Source organism: Immundisolibacter sp., assembly GCF_050250495.1.
In the GTDB taxonomy this organism is placed as follows: Bacteria; Pseudomonadota; Gammaproteobacteria; order Immundisolibacterales; family Immundisolibacteraceae; genus Immundisolibacter.
This window is the reverse complement of the sequence record NZ_JBFWOM010000003.1, coordinates 107,099-123,079: the sequence shown is the minus strand read 5'-3', so window position 1 is coordinate 123,079 and position 15,981 is coordinate 107,099. Positions and strand designations below refer to the sequence as shown.

Here is a 15,981-nt window from a genome sequence, read left to right as displayed (position 1 = left end):
CCGGCGCCGGGCGGCCCGCGCGAGCGTCAGCGCGGCAGCGGCACGGCGGCCGTGAGTTCGTCCAGCAGCGCGGCGGTGATGCGCCGGTCGTGCTCTCGGCCCTGGCGCGGCAGCAGGCGGTGATCCCACACCGCGTGCAGCAGCGCGCGCACGTCCTCCGCCTGCACCGCGCCGCGCCCGTGCAGCAGCGCCCGCGCGCGCGCGGCGTCGGCAAGGTGAATCGCCCCGCGCGGTGAGATGCCCAGGCGCACGCGCGGATCCTCACGTGTGGCCCGCGCCAGCGCCACGATGTACTCGGCAAGATCGGCGTGCAGAAACACCGCCCGCGCCTGTGCGCGCAGATGCAGCAGACCCGAGCGGTCCAGCACCGCCACCGGCGGCGGCGCGGCGCGGTAGTCGCCGAGCAGCGAGCTTTCCGCCGCGGCGTCCGGGTAGCCGAGCCGCGTCGCGATCAGGAAACGGTCGAGCTGCGCCTCCGGCAGCGGGTTGGTGCTGTCGAAATCGATCGGGTTCTGCGTGGCGATGACCGTGAACAGGGGCGACAGCGGGTGGCTCACGCCGTCGGCCGTGACCTGGCCTTCCTCCATGGCCTGCAGGAAGGCCGACTGGCTGCGCGTCGGCGCGCGGTTGATCTCGTCGGCCAGCAGCAGGTCGGTGAAGATCGGCCCCGGCACGAACTCGAAACGGCCGTCGCCCGGGTGGTACACGCTGCCGCCCAGCACGTCCGCCGGCAGCAGGTCGGACGTGAACTGCACGCGGTTGAATTCGACCCCGAGCGCCCGGGCGAGGCCCTTGGCGAGCGTGGTCTTGCCGACGCCCGGCACGTCCTCCAGCAACACGTGCCCGCCGGCCAGCATCGTCACCAGCAGCAGCTCCAGCACCACGCCGTCACCCAGCCACACTGCGGCCAGCTGCCCGCGCGCGGCGGCCAGCGTTGCGGCGGCGGCAGGCGCTTCGGTGTCGATTGCCACGGGTCGGACAAAGGCCATGGTCGTCAACTCTTGGTCATCACAGGGCTGCCCGGATTATCGGCCGCCCGGGCGGCTTATTGACCGGGCGCGGGCGGCGCTTCGGTTAGGGAAGCGCTGATTTATTCAGCGGTTCCTTTCGGGGCAGGATGCCCCGGCCTGAATCGAGGGCGTAAGCCCTTGATTCAGGGAGCGCCGTGCGGGCGTGTACCGCGCGGCAGCGAGCTGAAAAAGTCCAGGGACGGAATTTTTCAGCGCTTCCTTAGCAGCCGCACGGACCGATCTTGACGCCGCGCAAGCCTCGCCACGTGTGCCGCCCGCACCATGCCGCGCACGCCCGGACACCACAGTACAAAACTCACCGGAGGAGCCCGCGATGGCCGTCAGCCGCATCGGCTACATCAGCCTGTACGTCACGGACCTCGAAGCCGCCCGCCGCCACTATGTGGAGGTGGTCGGCCTGCGAGAAACCGACCGCGACCGCGCCGGGCGCCTTTATCTGCAGGCCGCCGACAATCAGGATCACCACTGCCTGGTCCTGACACAGGCGCCGAAAGCAGGCCTCGACCACGTCGCCTTCAAGGTGGGGGAGGTCGAGGATCTCGCCGAGGCCAAGGCGGCTATCACCGCCCGCGGCATCGCGGTACGGGGCGTGCCGGCCGGTGACGTGCTGGGCGCCGGTGCCGCCATCGCCTTCACGCTGCCGTCGGGGCAGGACATGCGCCTTGTGCATCACCTCGACAAGATCGGCTACGCGAGCGGCATGCGCAACCCGAATCCCGTGCCGCCGCACGGCAAGCCCGGCGCGCGGGTGACGCACCTCGACCACCTGCTGCTGGCCGGCGAGCGCCCGGCCGACACGGCGCAGTTCCTGATCGACGTGCTGGATTTCAATCTTTCCGAGCAGGTGGTGGCGCCGGACGGCAGCGTGATCGCCGCGTTCACCACCTGCGGGCACACCATGCACGATCTGGCCATCGCGCCTGGCCCGAACGGCCATTTGCACCACATCGCGTTCGGTCTCGAAAGCAGGAGCGACGTGATCGGCGCCGTCGACATCATGAAAGAGGCCGGCACCACGCTGATGGAATATGGCCCGAGCCGCCACGGCGTGTCGGGCGTCACGACCATCTATTTCTTCGACCCGGCCGGCAACCGCAACGAGGTCTACAACGGCGCCTACCAGGCCGGCGGCGTGCCGGGTCTGATTGCGCCCATCGTGTGGCAGGCGGCCGAGTTCCCGCGCGGCGCGTTCTATTACGAAAGCGTCGTGCCGGAGTCGTTCTTCGCAGAAACCACCTGAGGCACGGCCATGGCTCTCAAACACCGCGGCATCCACCGACTCGGCTACGTGCGACTAGCGCTCGCCGACGAGCGCCTGAAGCGCGCCGAGGCGTTCTACTGCGGGCAGTTCGGCCTGCTCGAATCGCGCCGCGGGCCGCGACGGCTGTACCTGCGTTGCTGGCACGAGCCGTTCGCCTGTTCGCTGGTGCTGGAGGAGGCGGCCGACAACCGCCTGGTCGAGATCGGCTTTCAGGTGCGCGATGAGGCCGATGTCGCCCGCATGGCCGACAAGGTCGCGGCGGCCGGCATTCCCGTGACGCACCACGCCGCCGGCGAGGAACTCGAAGGCCTCGGCGCCAGCATCGCGTTTGCGGTGCCCGGCGGCCCGCGCCTTCGCCTGTACGCCGACATGGCGCAGCCCGGTTACGTGACCGGCTACGACTCGCCGGACTGGGTCACGCCGCGGGCGCTGCGCGGCACTGCCGCGCCGTTTTTCCTGAACCACGCCGGCGTCTGCGTGAGCGACCCGCAGGCGGCGGTGGCGTTCCTGACCGGCGTGCTCGGTTTCGTGGTCTCGGAGCGCATCGAAGCCGCCGACGGGCGGCTGCTGTCGGCGCTGCTGTTTCGCATGTCGAAGGAAGTCGGCGGCCAGGAACTGGCGCTGTTTCCTGGGCCGGCCGGCGCGCTGCACCACATCGCGTTCACGCGCGAAGACCCGAACGACATCCTGGTGGCCGGCATGTACCTGCGCGAGGCCGGGGTGGACATCGACCGCTACGGCCCGACCCGCCAGTCCTACGGCAAGACCTTCTCGCTGCACTGCCGCGACCCGTTCGGGGTGCGCCTGGAGCTGTGCGCCGGGGGTCGCGTCACCGAAGTGCACAGCGAGTTCGAGCCGGTGGTCTGGGACGAGGCCGAACTCGGCAAGGCCCTGTCCTGGTACGACCGCGACCTGCAAGGCGCGTTCCTGGAGCCGTCACTCGCCGCGGATTGACCCGCCGTTGCCCGTCCACACAAGGCTACCGAACGGCCAGCCGGGCGCGGCCTGACTCCGATCAACACGCCCTGGCGTGATCGTTGCGACGATGCCACCTGTCGATCCAGCAACACAGGTGGACCCCATGCAGGCAGGTGCAGCCGAGTACAACGACACCGTCGTGCGGCAGTTCGCCGTGATGACGCTGGTGTGGGGCATCGTCGGCATGCTGGTGGGCGTCATCATCGCCGCGGAGCTGATCTGGCCCGATCTCAACATGGGCCTGCCGTACCTGAGCTACGGCCGCCTGCGCCCGCTGCACACCAACGCGGTGATCTTCGCCTTCGGCGGCTGCGCGCTGTTCGCCACCAGCTACTACGTGGTGCAGCGCACCTGCGGCGTGCGTCTGGCGTTCGACCGGCTGGCCGCCTTCACCTTCTGGGGCTGGCAGGCGGTAATCGTGGCCGCCGCCGTCACGCTGCCGCTGGGCCTGACCACCAGCAAGGAATACGCGGAGCTGGAGTGGCCCATCGACATCCTGATCGCGCTCGTCTGGCTCAGCTACGCGGCGGTGTTCTTCGGCACCATCGCCCGCCGCCGCATCCGCCACATCTACGTGGCGAACTGGTTCTACGGCGCCTTCATCCTGACCGTGACCGTGCTGCACGTGGTCAACAGCGCGGAAATCCCGGCCGGCTGGTTCAAGTCGTATCCCGTGTACAGCGGCGCCGTGGACGCCATGGTGCAGTGGTGGTACGGGCACAACGCGGTCGGCTTTTTCCTGACCGCCGGCTTCCTCGGCATGATGTATTACTTCGTGCCCAAGCAGGCGCAGCGGCCGGTGTACTCGTACCGCCTGTCGGTGGTGCACTTCTGGGCGCTGATCTCCACCTACATGTGGGCCGGCCCGCACCACCTGCACTACTCGGCGCTGCCGGAGTGGGCGCAGTCGCTCGGCATGGCGTTCTCGCTGATCCTGCTGGCGCCGTCCTGGGGCGGCATGATCAACGGCGTGATGACGCTGTCCGGCGCCTGGGACAAGCTGCGCACCGACCCCATCCTGCGCTTCATGATCGTGGCCATCTCGTTCTACGGCATGTCCACGTTCGAGGGGCCGATGATGTCGATCAAGACCGTCAACGCCCTCTCGCACAACACCGACTGGACCATCGGCCACGTGCACTCGGGCGGGCTCGGCTGGGTGGCGTTCATCTCGCTCGGCGCCATGTACGCGCTGATCCCCAAGCTGTTCGGCAAGGAGCGCGTGTACAGCACGCGCCTCGTCGAATGGCACTTCTGGGTGGCCACCATCGGCGTGGTGCTGTACGTGGCGTCCATGTGGATCGCCGGCGTGATGCAGGGCCTGATGTGGCGCGCCGTGAACCCGGACGGCACGCTCACCTACAGCTTCGTCGAGGCGCTGGCCGCCACCAAGCCGTACTACCTGGTGCGCTTCCTGGGCGGCGCGATGGTGCTGTCCGGCATGTTCATCATGGCCTACAACCTGTGGCGCACGGTGCGGCCACCGGCGGTTGTCGCAAAGCCCGCCGCCGCTGCCGCCTGAGGTCGTCGCCATGAACCATGAAGTCGTCGAAAAGAACCTCGGCCTGCTGGCGGTGCTGGTGGCCATCGTCATCAGCATCGGCGGGCTGGTGCAGATCGTGCCGCTGATGTTCTCGGCCAAGGTCACGCAGCCGGTGGACGGCGTGAAGCCCTACCCGGCGCTGGCGCTTGCCGGGCGCGACGTGTACGTGCGCGAGGGCTGCTACACCTGTCACACGCAGATGATCCGGCCGTTTCGCGCCGAAACCGAGCGCTATGGCCACTACTCGGTGGCCGGTGAATCGGTCTACGACCGGCCGTTCCAGTGGGGCAGCAAGCGCACCGGGCCGGATCTGGCGCGCGTCGGCGGTCGTTACAGCGACGACTGGCACCGCGTGCACCTGCTGAACCCGCGCGACGTGGTGCCCGAGTCGAACATGCCTGCCTTTGCCTGGCTGGAAAAGAACGCCGTGGACGGCAAGGCCGTGCAGCGGCACATGCGGGCGCTCCAGCGCATCGGCGATCCGTACACCGACGCGGACATCGAGGGCGCGCCGGCCGCCGTGGTCGGCAAGACCGAGCTCGACGCGCTGGTGTTCTACCTGCAGGGGCTCGGCAAGGCATTGCCGGCGGGAGGTGCGCGATGAGCATTGGTGTGTTCTGGGGATTGTTCACCGCGCTGGTCCTGGTGCTGTTTGTGGGCGGCGCGGTGTGGCTCTACACCCGCCCGCGCGACGCCTTCGACGCCGCCGCGCGGCTGCCGCTGCGCGATGACGATTCGCCCATTGGCAAGGAGGCTCGCCCGTGAGCACCGCCTGGAGCTGGTACGTCACCATCCTGTCGCTGGCCAACATCCTTGCCTGCGTGTGGCTGATCCGCTGGACCGCCAAGAAGCGCCCCGGCGAGGGCGCCGCATCCGACACCACCGGCCACGAGTGGGACGGGCTTCGGGAATACAACAACCCGATGCCTCGCTGGTGGCTTGGGCTGTTCTATCTCACCATCGTGTTCGCGCTGGTGTACCTGCTGCTGTACCCGGGGCTGGGCAACTTCAAGGGCCTGCTCGGCTGGACGCAGACCGGCGCCTACGAGGCGGAGGTGAAGCAGGTCGAGGAGGACGTGGCGCCGCTGTTCGCCAAATACGCCGCAACGCCGATTCCGGACCTCGCCGGCGATCCGGCCGCCATGGCGACCGGCCGGCGCCTGTTTGTGACCAATTGCGCCGTCTGCCACGGTGCCGACGGTCACGGCAGCCGTGGCTTCCCGAACCTCGCCGACAGCAGCTGGCAATGGGGCGGCAGCCCGGAGCAGATCGAGCAGACCATTACCAACGGTCGCCAGGCGGCGATGATTCCGTGGGGCGCGGCGCTCGGCGACGATGGCGTCACGGCCGTCGCGACCTACGTGCGCAGCCTGCGCGGGCACAGCGGCGATGCGGCCCGCGTGGCCGCCGGGCAGGAGAAGTTCCAGGCCCTGTGCGTGGCCTGCCACGGCCCGGACGCCAAGGGCAACCCCATGCTGGGCGCGCCGGATCTGACCGACGACTACTGGCTCTACGGCGGCAGCCAGGAGGCCGTCGAGACCAGCATCCGCAGCGGGCGCATGGGCATGATGCCGGCGCACAAGGACCTGCTGAGTGCCGAGCGCATCCACATGCTCGCCGCCTACGTATTTAGCCTGTCCCATGAACAGCCCTGACGACGGCTTCGTCATCGACGCCGGGCACGCCCGCCCGCACGGCTGGCTGCATCGACTCGGCGCCGTGTTGTGGCCGTCGTTCCTGATGGCCGGCGTGGCAACCGCGGCCTTCTTTGCCAACGTCGACCCGGAGGGCCTGCGCCTGGCGAGCTTCCCGCAGTGGGAAATCAGCCGCGAGGCGGGCTACACGGTCGGTTTTTTCATGTTCTGGGCCGTGACGGCCGCGTCGAGTTTCATCACCCTGATACTGACCGAGCCCGTGCGCCAGCGGGTCCGTTCGCCCCATGCCTGAGCCCGCCGCCGCCGAACCCGCCCTCTACGCGTCGCGCCCCAAGGCCTACCCGCGCGAAATCGCCGGCCGCTTCCAGCGCCTGCGTAAGCTCGCCGTGCTGGCGCTGCTGGGACTTTTCTACGGCATCCCGTGGCTGAACTGGGACGGTCGTCAGGCGGTGCTGTTCGACCTGCCGGCGCGCCAGTTCCACGTGTTCGGCCTGCTGTTCCTGCCGCAGGACTTCTTCTTTCTCGCGCTGCTGCTGATCTGCGCGGCGCTGGCCTTGTTCTTCTTCACCGCCGTGGCCGGGCGCCTGTGGTGCGGCTACGCCTGCCCGCAGACCGTGTGGACCGAGGTGTTCCTGTGGATGGAACGCTGGGTGGAGGGCGACCGCGCCCGGCGCATGCGCCTCGACAAGGCGCCGTGGACGACCGAAAAAGTCCTGCGCAAGACGGCCAAGCAGGCGCTGTGGATCGCCTTTTCCCTGTTCACCGGCTTCACCTTCGTCAGCTACTTCACGCCGCGCATCGAGCTGTGGCAGGAGCTGATCCGCTTCGATCTTGGCGGCTGGGAGCTGTTCTGGGGCCTGTTCTACGGCTTTGCGACTTACGGCAACGCCGGCTTCATGCGCGAGAACGTGTGCATCTACATGTGCCCCTACGCGCGCTTCCAAAGCGCCATGTTCGACCGCGACACGCTGATCATCACCTACGACCAGGCGCGCGGTGAGCCGCGCGGCGGACGTGCCCGCGGCGTCGACCCGCGCAGCCGGGGCCTCGGCGACTGCGTCGACTGCACGCTGTGCGTGCAGGTGTGCCCGACCGGCATCGACATCCGTGATGGCCTGCAGTACGAGTGCATCGGCTGCGCCGCCTGCATCGACGCCTGCGATTCGGTCATGGACCGCGTCGGCTACCCGCCGGGCCTCATCCGCTACACCACCGAAGCCGCCGTGCAGGGCGGCAAGACGCACGTGCTGCGCCCGCGCATAGTCATCTACGGCCTGCTGCTGCTGTCGCTGCTGGCGGCGCTCGGCACGGCGGTTGCGCTGCGCACGCCGCTGACGGCCGAGCTGATCGCCGACCGCGGCCGTCTGTACCGCGAGGTGGGCGACGATGAGATCGAGAACGTCTACACGCTGAAAGTGGTCAACAAATCGACCGCGCCGGAACGCTACCGCGCCGCCATCAGCGGCCTGCCGGGCGCGGTGCTGGAGACCGACCCCGCCGAATTCACCCTGCCGCCGGGCGGCGTGGCGGTGGTGCCGACGCGCATCCGCGTGCCGGAAGACGCGCTCGAACACCGCGTGAGCCGCCTCACGCTCACCGTCACCGCCGCCAGCGGCGCCGCCATTGCGCAGGACGTGCGCTTCCTCGGGCCGTCGCATGACTGAGCCGGCCAGCCTGCCGTGGTACCGCAACCGCTGGTTCTGGTTGGTGGCGGCGCCGCCTGTCGCGGCCGTGGTGGGCGGCCTGCTCACGGTGTGGATCGCCGTGCGCCATGCGGACTCGCTGGTGGTGGACGACTACGCGCGCATCGGCCGGGCTTTCGAGATGGACCAGTCGCGCGACCGGCGGGCGCGTGTACTCGGCGTCACCGCCACGCTGCGCCTCGACCGCGCCACCGGCGCCTTTGAGATCGCCGTGCGCGGCGTGCCGGCGGGGCCGCTCGACCTCACGCTGCTGCACCCGACTGACGCGAACGCCGATCGGAGGACCAGCGTCACGGCCGATGCCGATGATCGCTACGCCGGCCACGTCGGGCCGCTGGACGCGGCGCGGCGCGAGGTCGAAATCGCTTCGCCGCAGCAAGGCTGGCGCCTGCGCGGCGTGCTGCAGCCCGGCACCGATGGATTACGCCTGAGCCCGCCGTGACCGGCCAGTGCTTTCACTGCCACGAGCCGCTGCCGCCGGGCATTGATCTTCGCGTCCTGGTCGCGGGCGAGCCGCAGCCGGTGTGCTGCCGCGGCTGTCAGGCGGTGGCGGAACTCATCCTTGCCGGCCACGGCGACTATTACCGTTTTCGCACCGCCCCGGCGACGCGTCCCGCGGCGCCTCCCGACGGCACCGACGCCTGGGCCGCCTTCGACCGCCGAGAGGCGCAGGCCGCCTTCGTGCAGACGCTGCCGGACGGTCGCGCGCGCGCCGGCTTCGTGGTCGAGGGCCTGCGCTGCGCCGCCTGCGCCTGGCTGATCGAGCATCACCTGGCGCCGCTGGCCGGCGTGGACGAGGTGCGCGTGAGCCCGGCCACCGGCCGCGTGCAGCTCACCTGGCGGCCGGACCGGGTGCCGCTGTCGGCGCTGCTGGCGGCGCTGGCCGCGCTCGGCTACCGGCCGCATCCGCTGCCCGCCGCCGCCCGCGACGCGGCGGCCCGAGAGCGCCAGCGTGCGCTCAAGCAGTTACTCGTCGCCGGGCTCGGCATGATGCAGGTGTCGAGCTTCGCGTTCGCGTTTTACGTGGCCGGCGACAGTCTGGAGCCCGCCATGCGGGACTTCCTGCGCCTCATCAGCATGCTGGTGGCGCTGCCGGTGCTGCTGTACGCGGGCGCACCGTTCATTGCCGGCGCCGTGCGGGGCCTCAGGCACGGCCGGCCCGGCATGGACCTGCCGGTGGCGCTGGCGCTGGCGCTGGCCGGCGGGGCGAGTGTGTGGATCAGCTTCTTCGGCGGGCGCGAGGTCTATTTCGATTCGGTGGTGATGTTCGTGTTTTTTCTCAGCGTCAGCCGCTGGTTCGAGGCCGACGCGCGTGCCCGCGTGCGCAGCGTGGGCGAGGCACTGGCCGCCGCGCTGCCGGCGAGCGTGCTGCGTCTGACCGATGCAGGTCCGCAGCCGGTAGCGGTGAGCGAACTCGCCCCCGGCGACCGCGTGCTGGTCGGCAGCGGCGACGTCATCCCCGCCGACGGCGTGCTGGTGGAAGGCCGCAGCGAAGTCGACGAGGCGCTCCTCACCGGCGAGGCCGAGCCCCGCCCGCGCGCGGTGGGCGATGCGCTGATCGCCGGCGCCGTCAACCTCGGCGCGCCGGTCACGCTGGAGGTGCAGCACACCGGCGCCGCCACGCAGTTGTCGCAGATCGCGCACCTGCTGGAACGCGCGCAGGCCGAGCGCCCGCCGCTGGCGCTCGCTGCGGACCGCCTGGCGCAGGGCTTCATCACGCTAGTGCTGCTGGCGGCGGCGGCCACCGGCGCGTATTGGTGGCACGCCGCGCCCGCGCACTGGTTGCCGAACACGCTCGCCGTGCTGGTGGTGTCCTGCCCGTGCGCGCTGGCGCTTGCGACGCCCACAGCGTTTGCCGCCGCGGCGGCCGGGCTCGCCCGGCGTGGACTGCTGGTCACGCGCGGCGCGGCGCTGCAGAACCTGGCGCGCGCCGGCACGGCGTTGTTCGACAAGACCGGCACGCTCACCCAGGCGCGGGCGCAGATCGCCACCGCGCGCAGCCTGGACGGCCAGCCCATCGAGCAGCACCTCGCCACCGCCGCCGCGCTGGAACTGGGCGTGAGCCACCCGTATGCGCAAGCATTTACGCCGCACGCGGCGGGCCGCGTGGCGCAGCAGCGCGACACGGTGCCGGGCGCCGGCGTGCGCGGCGTGGTGGATGGCCAGCCGTGGCGGCTCGGCAGGCCGGATTTCGCCGGTGCGGACAACGCGCTGCCCGCTGATCTCGAACCCGGTAGCTGGATTGGTTTAGGTGACGGCCAGCGCCTCGTCGCGCTGTTTCGTCTGCACGACCCGCTGCGCGCCGATGCCGCCGACACACTGGCCGGCCTCGACCGGCGCGGCCTCCATACGGCCGTTCTCAGCGGCGATGCGGCGCCCGCGGTGGCCGAAGTCGCGGCGCGACTTGGCGTGACCGACTGGCAGGCCGGCCAGACGCCGCAGCACAAGCTCGCTGCCATCCGCGCGCGTCAGCAGCGCGGCGAGCGTGTACTGATGGTGGGCGACGGCATCAACGACGCGCCGGTGCTGGCCGGCGCCGACGTGTCGGTGGCCATGGGTGGGGGCGCCGCGCTGGCGCAGACGCAGGCCGACTGCCTGCTGCTCGGCGGGCATCTCGCGCCGCTGCTGGACGGCATCGACACCGCCCGGCGCACGCTCGCCGTGGTGCGGCAAAACCTCGCCTGGGCGGCGCTCTATAACCTGCTCGCCATGCCGGCCGCGGCGGCGGGCCTGGTCGCGCCGTGGCAGGCGGCGCTCGGCATGTCCCTGAGTTCGGCACTCGTGGTCGGCAACAGCCTTCGTCTGCTGCGCGCGCCGCGTGCTGCCGCCGCCCGATTGGCCGCTCCACAACTCGCCTGAGCCGCCATGGAGAGCCTGTTCATCCTCATCCCGATCACGCTGCTGCTGGTGGGCGTGGCGGTGGCGGTGTTCTTCTGGGCCATGCGCAGCGGCCAGTTCGACGACCTCGACAGCCCGGCCTGGCGCATCCTGGGTGACGACGATGACCAGCCCCGGCGCTGAACTCGGCTTTGCCGCCGCGCTGCTGGCGGGTCTCGCCAGCAGCGGGCACTGCCTTGGCATGTGCGGTGGCATCAGTGCGGCGCTCGCCGGCGGCGGCCGCGGGCCGGCGTGGCGCAGCGCCCTGCTGCTCAGCACCGGCCGCGTCGCCAGCTACAGCCTGGCCGGCGCCATCGCCGGCACGGGCGGCGCGCTGCTCGGCCGCGGGCTCGATCTGCTGCACCTGGGGCAAACGCTGCGGCTCGTCTTCGGCCTGCTGCTGGTGGCGGTGGGGCTCACGCTCGCGCTGCGCTGGCGCGGGCTGCTGCGCATCGAGGCGCTCGGCGGGCGCCTGTGGGCGCGCCTCGCCCCGGCGCTGAAGGATTTGCTGCCACCGCGCGGCCCGGCGCAGGCGCTGCTGGCCGGCGCGCTGTGGGGCTGGCTGCCGTGCGGGCTGGTGTACAGCATGCTGACGCTGGCGCTCGCGAGCGGCGATCCCGCCCGCGGCGCGCTGGTCATGGCCGGCTTCGGTCTTGGCACGCTGCCGGCTGTGGTCGGCGCCGGCAGCGCGGCGGCAGGCGCGCTGCGGCGACTGCGCGGTGGCGCAGGGCAGCGCGCAGCCGGTGTGCTGCTGGCGGTGTTCGGCGTGTGGACTGCGATCGGCGCCCTGCCACATGGCGAACATGCGGCGCACGCCACCCACGCGCCCGCAGCCGCAGCCGAGCATCACCACCACTAGGCGAGCGCTGATCTTTTCAGCGATCGCCGTCCGGGCAGGACGCCCCGGCCTGAATCAAGGGCATCAGCCATTGATTCAGGGAGCGCCACGCGGGTGTCACCCGCGTGGACGTGAGCTGAAACATTCCACGGACGGAACGTTTCAGCCTTTCCGTAGAATCTATCCGCCACCGGAGGAGGCCGCACCGCCAGCCCGACTGGCCGGAGGCCCACATGTCCACCCTGCGTGCCGTACTGCTTGATCTCGGCGGCGTGTTCTACGAAGCCGACCGCCCCATCCCGGGCGCCACCGAGGCGCTGGCGCGGTTGCGGGAAAGCGGCCTGCCGCTGCGCTTTGTCACCAACACCACGCGCCAGAGCCGCGCCGCCCTGCTGCGGGAACTCGCCGGGCGCGGCCTTGCGATTGCGCAAGACGAACTGTTCACGCCGGCCACCGCAGCGCGCGACCTGCTGGTCGGCCGTGGCCTGCGCCCGCTGCTGCTGATCCACCCGGATCTCGCGCCCGATTTCGCCGGCCTCGACACCGCCGAGCCGAACGCCGTGGTCGTCGGCGATGCCGGCGAGCATTTCCGCTACGCCACGCTGAACCAGGCATTCCGGCTCGTCCACGGCGGCGCGCCGCTGTTTGCGCTGGGGCGCAATCGCTACTTTCAGGAGGCGGACGGCCTGTCGCTCGACGCCGGGCCGTTCGTCGCCGCGCTGGAATACGCGAGCGGCCAGACGGCCGAACTGCTCGGCAAACCCGCGCCGGCCATCTTCCGCGCTGCGCTCGCCTCCACAGGCTGCGCGCCCGCCGACGCCGTGATGATCGGCGACGACGTCGACTCCGACGTCAATGGCGCCATCGATGCCGGGCTGCGCGGCATTCTGGTCAACACCGGCAAGTACCGGCCGGGCGACGAGTCGCGTCTCAAACCGGGCGGCGTGGTGGTCAACGACATCGGTGCGGCGACGACCGTGGCGCTGCGATAAGGCTCAGTCTTCGTGGCGCGTCCCCGGTAACGGCGTAACGCGGAATATGCTGCGCTGTCCCGCGGGCGTTTCACGGAGCTTTGCGCGCCCCGTTTCCGTTGGCATGATGCGATCGCAACGGCGCCAAACGCACACGCCTCGGCGCGACAACACGGCAGCACGCATCATGCACATGCAGCTCACAGCGATCATCGAACGTGAGGGGGATGGCTACGTCGCCTTGTGCCCCGAAATCGACATCGCGAGCCAGGGTGAATCGGTCGAGGAAGCCCGCGACAACCTGCGGGAGGCGCTGGAGCTGTTCTTCGAAACCGCGTCGCCGGAAGAAATCAGGCAGCGCACGCACGAAGAAGTGTTTGTGACACGCCTGGAAATCGCGATTGGGTAAGCTCCGAGTCCTTTCCGGGCAAGCGGTCTGCGCGATTCCGAGGGCGGCATGGTTTCAACGAGGTGCGCCGCCGCGGCAGCCACGTCGGTGCGCGACGACCGTGGCGCTGCGATAAGGCTCAGTCTTCGCCCGGTAACGGCGCAACACGGAAGGCCGAATACGCGGCGCTATTCCGCCCTTCGCGGGCTACGCGGGCTCACGGGCGGAATAGACCGATGAATCAAAGCGATCTCTATAACGTTGTGAAAGTGCCTCAGAAATTCCACTTAACCTTGAGTCTGATGGCACGGTAAGGCGAGCGCTGATATTGAAATGTGGATATCTGCCATGTATTTCAGGATGGAGATAAGCAGCCACCTCAACATCACTAGTTGATATATACCGACCAGCCCATTCTTCAATAATGTGTTTTAGTGCGAATGTTTTTGTCGTTGGGTTTTTAATTTTTTTCTGCGCATCAAGCCATTCGTAAGCCATGCGAATGCAGTCGTGGTGTTCATGGCGGCCGCCTTCATTGAGGCTGTACGTCACCTTTGCCTTTCCATACTCAATTTGATTATCGGTAAGCACAATGAGCTCCTTGTTACAGTTAACGTGTTAGTTAAGGTGCCCGCCAAGCAGGTTTTTTCCGCGCATAGGGCGGGTCGCGATCCCCTTCCGCGTTAGGCGGGCTATATCAGTCCCAATCTCGACAATTCCTCTCGGATTCGAGTCGCTGACCCTCGCGGTGTTGTGCCAATCCAAGATTTGTCCTTGATATTAAAATCAAAGTGATCCCACTTCTTGGTGCTCGGCATTTTGTTGGTAAATTCAGTGATGCATATCACGGTGACCTCCGAGTCGCCGGCGTTCCAAGTGATGGCCGCTTTCGTTCCATAGAGGTCGAACTCCTCCACATGGATTTTCTCTTTCTTAAAAACATCTAGCCATATTTCGTAGTCATCGGCGTATTGCTTTCTTTGAGGCTGGAGGTGGCTATTGCCCTTGCTCAATATGGGGATCAATTTTCGTATAAAAAATACCACCAAAATGACGGCAATGGCTGTCAGAAATAGGTTCACTTCCCTTCCCTCTCAACATTGACCATGCTTCGCAGGGCGTAGGGCGGATCGCGATCCGCCTTCCGAGTGGCCATTGGGCACAACTCTACCCCACACACGGAAGGCGGAATACGCCGCGCTATTCCGCCCTACGCCTACTGGCGTCGCGCCGTCCTCACCCCGGCCCCAGCATATCGGCCGGGCGGATCAGCCGGTCGAAGTCTTCCGCACTCAGCAATCCGAGTGCCACGACGGATTCCTTGAGCGTGAGGTTCTCGTGGTGGGCCTTCTTGGCGGCCTTGGCGGCGTTGTCGTAGCCGATGTGCGGGTTCAGCGCCGTGACCAGCATGAGGTTGCGGTCGAGGTACTCGGCAATCTGCGGTTTGTTGGCCACGGTGCCGGCGGCGCAGTGGTCGGCGAACGAGCGGCCGGCATCGGACAGCAGGCGCACGGACTGCAGCAGGTTGCGGATCATGAGCGGCTTGAAGACGTTGAGTTCCAGATGCCCGCTGGCGCCGCCGAAGTTGATGGCGACGTCGTTGCCGAACACTTGCGCGGCGACCATGGTGAGCGCTTCGGACTGGGTCGGGTTGACCTTGCCGGGCATGATGGAGCTGCCGGGTTCGTTTTCCGGCAGGTACAGCTCGCCGATGCCGCAGCGCGGGCCGGAGCCGAGCAGGCGAAAGTCGTTGGCGATCTTCATGCACGCGGCGGCGACGGTCTTGAGCATGCCGCTCATCAGCACGATGGCGTCGTGCGCGGCCAGCGCGGCGAACTTGTTGGGCGCGGACACGAACGGCAGGCCGGTGAGCTTGGCGATGTGCGCGGCGACGGTGTCGGCGAACTTCGGGTGGGTGTTGAGGCCGGTGCCAACGGCGGTGCCGCCAATGGCCAGCTGGTACAGCCGCGGCAGGGCGCTGCCCACGGCGTCGATGACGTCGTTGAGCTGATGCACGTAGCCGCTGAATTCCTGGCCGAGCGTGAGCGGCACGGCGTCCATCATGTGCGTGCGGCCCACCTTGATGATGGGCTCGAACTCGGCGGCCTTTCTGGCCAGCACGTCGCGCAGGTGCCGCAGCGCCGGCAGCAGGCGGTCGTGCACCTCGCGCGCGGCGGCGATGTGCATGGCGGTGGGGAAGGTGTCGTTCGACGACTGGCTCTTGTTGACGTCGTCGTTGGGGTGCACGGGCTTCTTGGAGCCGAGTTCGCCGCCCACCATCTCGATGGCGCGGTTGGCGATGACTTCGTTCACGTTCATGTTGCTCTGCGTGCCGGAGCCGGTCTGCCAGACCACCAGCGGGAAGTGGTCGTCGAGCTTTCCGGCGGCGACCTCGGCCGCGGCGCGGGCGACCAGATCCGCCTTGTCCTGCGGCATGAGGCCGAGTTCCGCGTTGGTGATGGCGGCGGCCTGCTTCAGGATGCCGAACGCGTGGACCACTTCCAGCGGCATGCGCTCGCGCTCGCCGCCGATGGCGAAGAACTTGAGGCTGCGCGCCGTCTGGGCGCCCCAGTAGCGGTCGCTCGGGACTTCGAGTTCGCCCATGGTGTCGCGTTCGATGCGAATAGACATTGCCGTGCTCCGCGGTGGCTGTGCGTGGAAAGGCGGCGATTTTACCGGGCCGGGGGGAAGGGCTTGGGGTGGGTTTGTGGGAGGCCCGCCCTCGGGCCGAAGGGG

General features: G+C 68.8%; 18 protein-coding genes. 14 read left to right on the top strand and 4 right to left on the bottom strand.

Annotation, left to right across the window (positions count from 1 at the left end):
• Window positions 1–26: 26 nt before the first annotated feature.
• Entirely contained in the window at window positions 27–971 is a 945-nt protein-coding gene (locus AB7F93_RS03990; RefSeq protein WP_428301592.1) for an AAA family ATPase, read from the bottom strand.
• 373 nt (window positions 972–1,344) lie between these two features.
• On the opposite strand from AB7F93_RS03990, the gene AB7F93_RS03985 reads away from it, so the two are divergent.
• The 14 genes from AB7F93_RS03985 to AB7F93_RS03920 all read left to right on the top strand — a co-directional run bounded on the left by AB7F93_RS03985 (window position 1,345) and on the right by AB7F93_RS03920 (window position 13,266).
• Window positions 1,345–2,271: a VOC family protein gene (locus AB7F93_RS03985; RefSeq protein WP_428301591.1), complete on the top strand. Its 927-nt coding sequence runs from the start codon at window positions 1,345–1,347 to the stop codon at window positions 2,269–2,271.
• 9 nt (window positions 2,272–2,280) lie between these two features.
• Window positions 2,281–3,246: a VOC family protein gene (locus AB7F93_RS03980; RefSeq protein WP_428301590.1), complete on the top strand. Its 966-nt coding sequence runs from the start codon at window positions 2,281–2,283 to the stop codon at window positions 3,244–3,246.
• A gap of 127 nt (window positions 3,247–3,373) precedes the next feature.
• The gene (ccoN, locus tag AB7F93_RS03975; RefSeq protein WP_428301589.1) at window positions 3,374–4,792 is read left to right on the top strand and encodes a cytochrome-c oxidase, cbb3-type subunit I; all 1,419 of its coding nucleotides are present in this window, start codon (window positions 3,374–3,376) and stop codon (window positions 4,790–4,792) included.
• Window positions 4,793–4,802: 10 nt separating this feature from the next.
• Window positions 4,803–5,417 carry a cytochrome-c oxidase, cbb3-type subunit II gene (ccoO, locus tag AB7F93_RS03970; protein WP_428301588.1) on the top strand — a complete coding sequence of 205 codons (615 nt, stop codon included), beginning with the start codon at window positions 4,803–4,805 and terminating at the stop codon, window positions 5,415–5,417.
• Window positions 5,414–5,578: a cbb3-type cytochrome oxidase subunit 3 gene (locus AB7F93_RS03965; protein WP_428301587.1), complete on the top strand. Its 165-nt coding sequence runs from the start codon at window positions 5,414–5,416 to the stop codon at window positions 5,576–5,578. Before ccoO ends, AB7F93_RS03965 begins: the two co-directional genes overlap by 4 nt.
• A complete protein-coding gene (gene ccoP / locus AB7F93_RS03960) occupies window positions 5,575–6,468 on the top strand; it encodes a cytochrome-c oxidase, cbb3-type subunit III (RefSeq protein WP_428301586.1) in 894 nt (297 codons plus the stop codon). The genes AB7F93_RS03965 and ccoP overlap by 4 nt, the downstream gene beginning before the upstream one ends.
• Window positions 6,455–6,760, top strand: a complete 306-nt coding sequence (locus tag AB7F93_RS03955; RefSeq protein ID WP_428301585.1) for a hypothetical protein — start codon at window positions 6,455–6,457, stop codon at window positions 6,758–6,760. The genes ccoP and AB7F93_RS03955 overlap by 14 nt, the downstream gene beginning before the upstream one ends.
• Window positions 6,753–8,132: a cytochrome c oxidase accessory protein CcoG gene (ccoG, locus tag AB7F93_RS03950; RefSeq protein WP_428301584.1), complete on the top strand. Its 1,380-nt coding sequence runs from the start codon at window positions 6,753–6,755 to the stop codon at window positions 8,130–8,132. Before AB7F93_RS03955 ends, ccoG begins: the two co-directional genes overlap by 8 nt.
• Window positions 8,125–8,613 carry a FixH family protein gene (locus AB7F93_RS03945; RefSeq protein ID WP_428301583.1) on the top strand — a complete coding sequence of 163 codons (489 nt, stop codon included), beginning with the start codon at window positions 8,125–8,127 and terminating at the stop codon, window positions 8,611–8,613. The genes ccoG and AB7F93_RS03945 overlap by 8 nt, the downstream gene beginning before the upstream one ends.
• Window positions 8,610–11,030, top strand: a complete 2,421-nt coding sequence (locus AB7F93_RS03940; protein WP_428301582.1) for a heavy metal translocating P-type ATPase — start codon at window positions 8,610–8,612, stop codon at window positions 11,028–11,030. Before AB7F93_RS03945 ends, AB7F93_RS03940 begins: the two co-directional genes overlap by 4 nt.
• A 6-nt stretch (window positions 11,031–11,036) precedes the next feature.
• Entirely contained in the window at window positions 11,037–11,192 is a 156-nt protein-coding gene (ccoS, locus tag AB7F93_RS03935; RefSeq protein WP_428301581.1) for a cbb3-type cytochrome oxidase assembly protein CcoS, read from the top strand.
• Window positions 11,173–11,907, top strand: coding sequence for a sulfite exporter TauE/SafE family protein (locus tag AB7F93_RS03930; protein WP_428301580.1), 735 nt, complete (start codon window positions 11,173–11,175; stop codon window positions 11,905–11,907). The genes ccoS and AB7F93_RS03930 overlap by 20 nt, the downstream gene beginning before the upstream one ends.
• Before the next feature lie 212 nt (window positions 11,908–12,119).
• Window positions 12,120–12,878, top strand: coding sequence for a TIGR01458 family HAD-type hydrolase (locus AB7F93_RS03925; RefSeq protein WP_428301579.1), 759 nt, complete (start codon window positions 12,120–12,122; stop codon window positions 12,876–12,878).
• A gap of 166 nt (window positions 12,879–13,044) precedes the next feature.
• On the top strand, window positions 13,045–13,266 hold the full coding sequence (locus AB7F93_RS03920; RefSeq protein ID WP_428301578.1) for a type II toxin-antitoxin system HicB family antitoxin: 222 nt from the start codon (window positions 13,045–13,047) through the stop codon (window positions 13,264–13,266).
• Window positions 13,267–13,452: 186 nt separating this feature from the next.
• Here AB7F93_RS03920 and AB7F93_RS03915 read toward each other — a convergent pair whose 3' ends face one another.
• From AB7F93_RS03915 to fumC, 3 genes are all read right to left on the bottom strand, one after another.
• The gene (locus tag AB7F93_RS03915) at window positions 13,453–13,836 is read right to left on the bottom strand and encodes a hypothetical protein (protein ID WP_428301577.1); all 384 of its coding nucleotides are present in this window, start codon (window positions 13,834–13,836) and stop codon (window positions 13,453–13,455) included.
• A gap of 101 nt (window positions 13,837–13,937) precedes the next feature.
• Entirely contained in the window at window positions 13,938–14,327 is a 390-nt protein-coding gene (locus tag AB7F93_RS03910; protein ID WP_428301576.1) for a hypothetical protein, read from the bottom strand.
• Window positions 14,328–14,481: 154 nt separating this feature from the next.
• A complete protein-coding gene (fumC, locus tag AB7F93_RS03905; protein WP_428301575.1) occupies window positions 14,482–15,876 on the bottom strand; it encodes a class II fumarate hydratase in 1,395 nt (464 codons plus the stop codon).
• Window positions 15,877–15,981 lie beyond the last annotated feature (105 nt).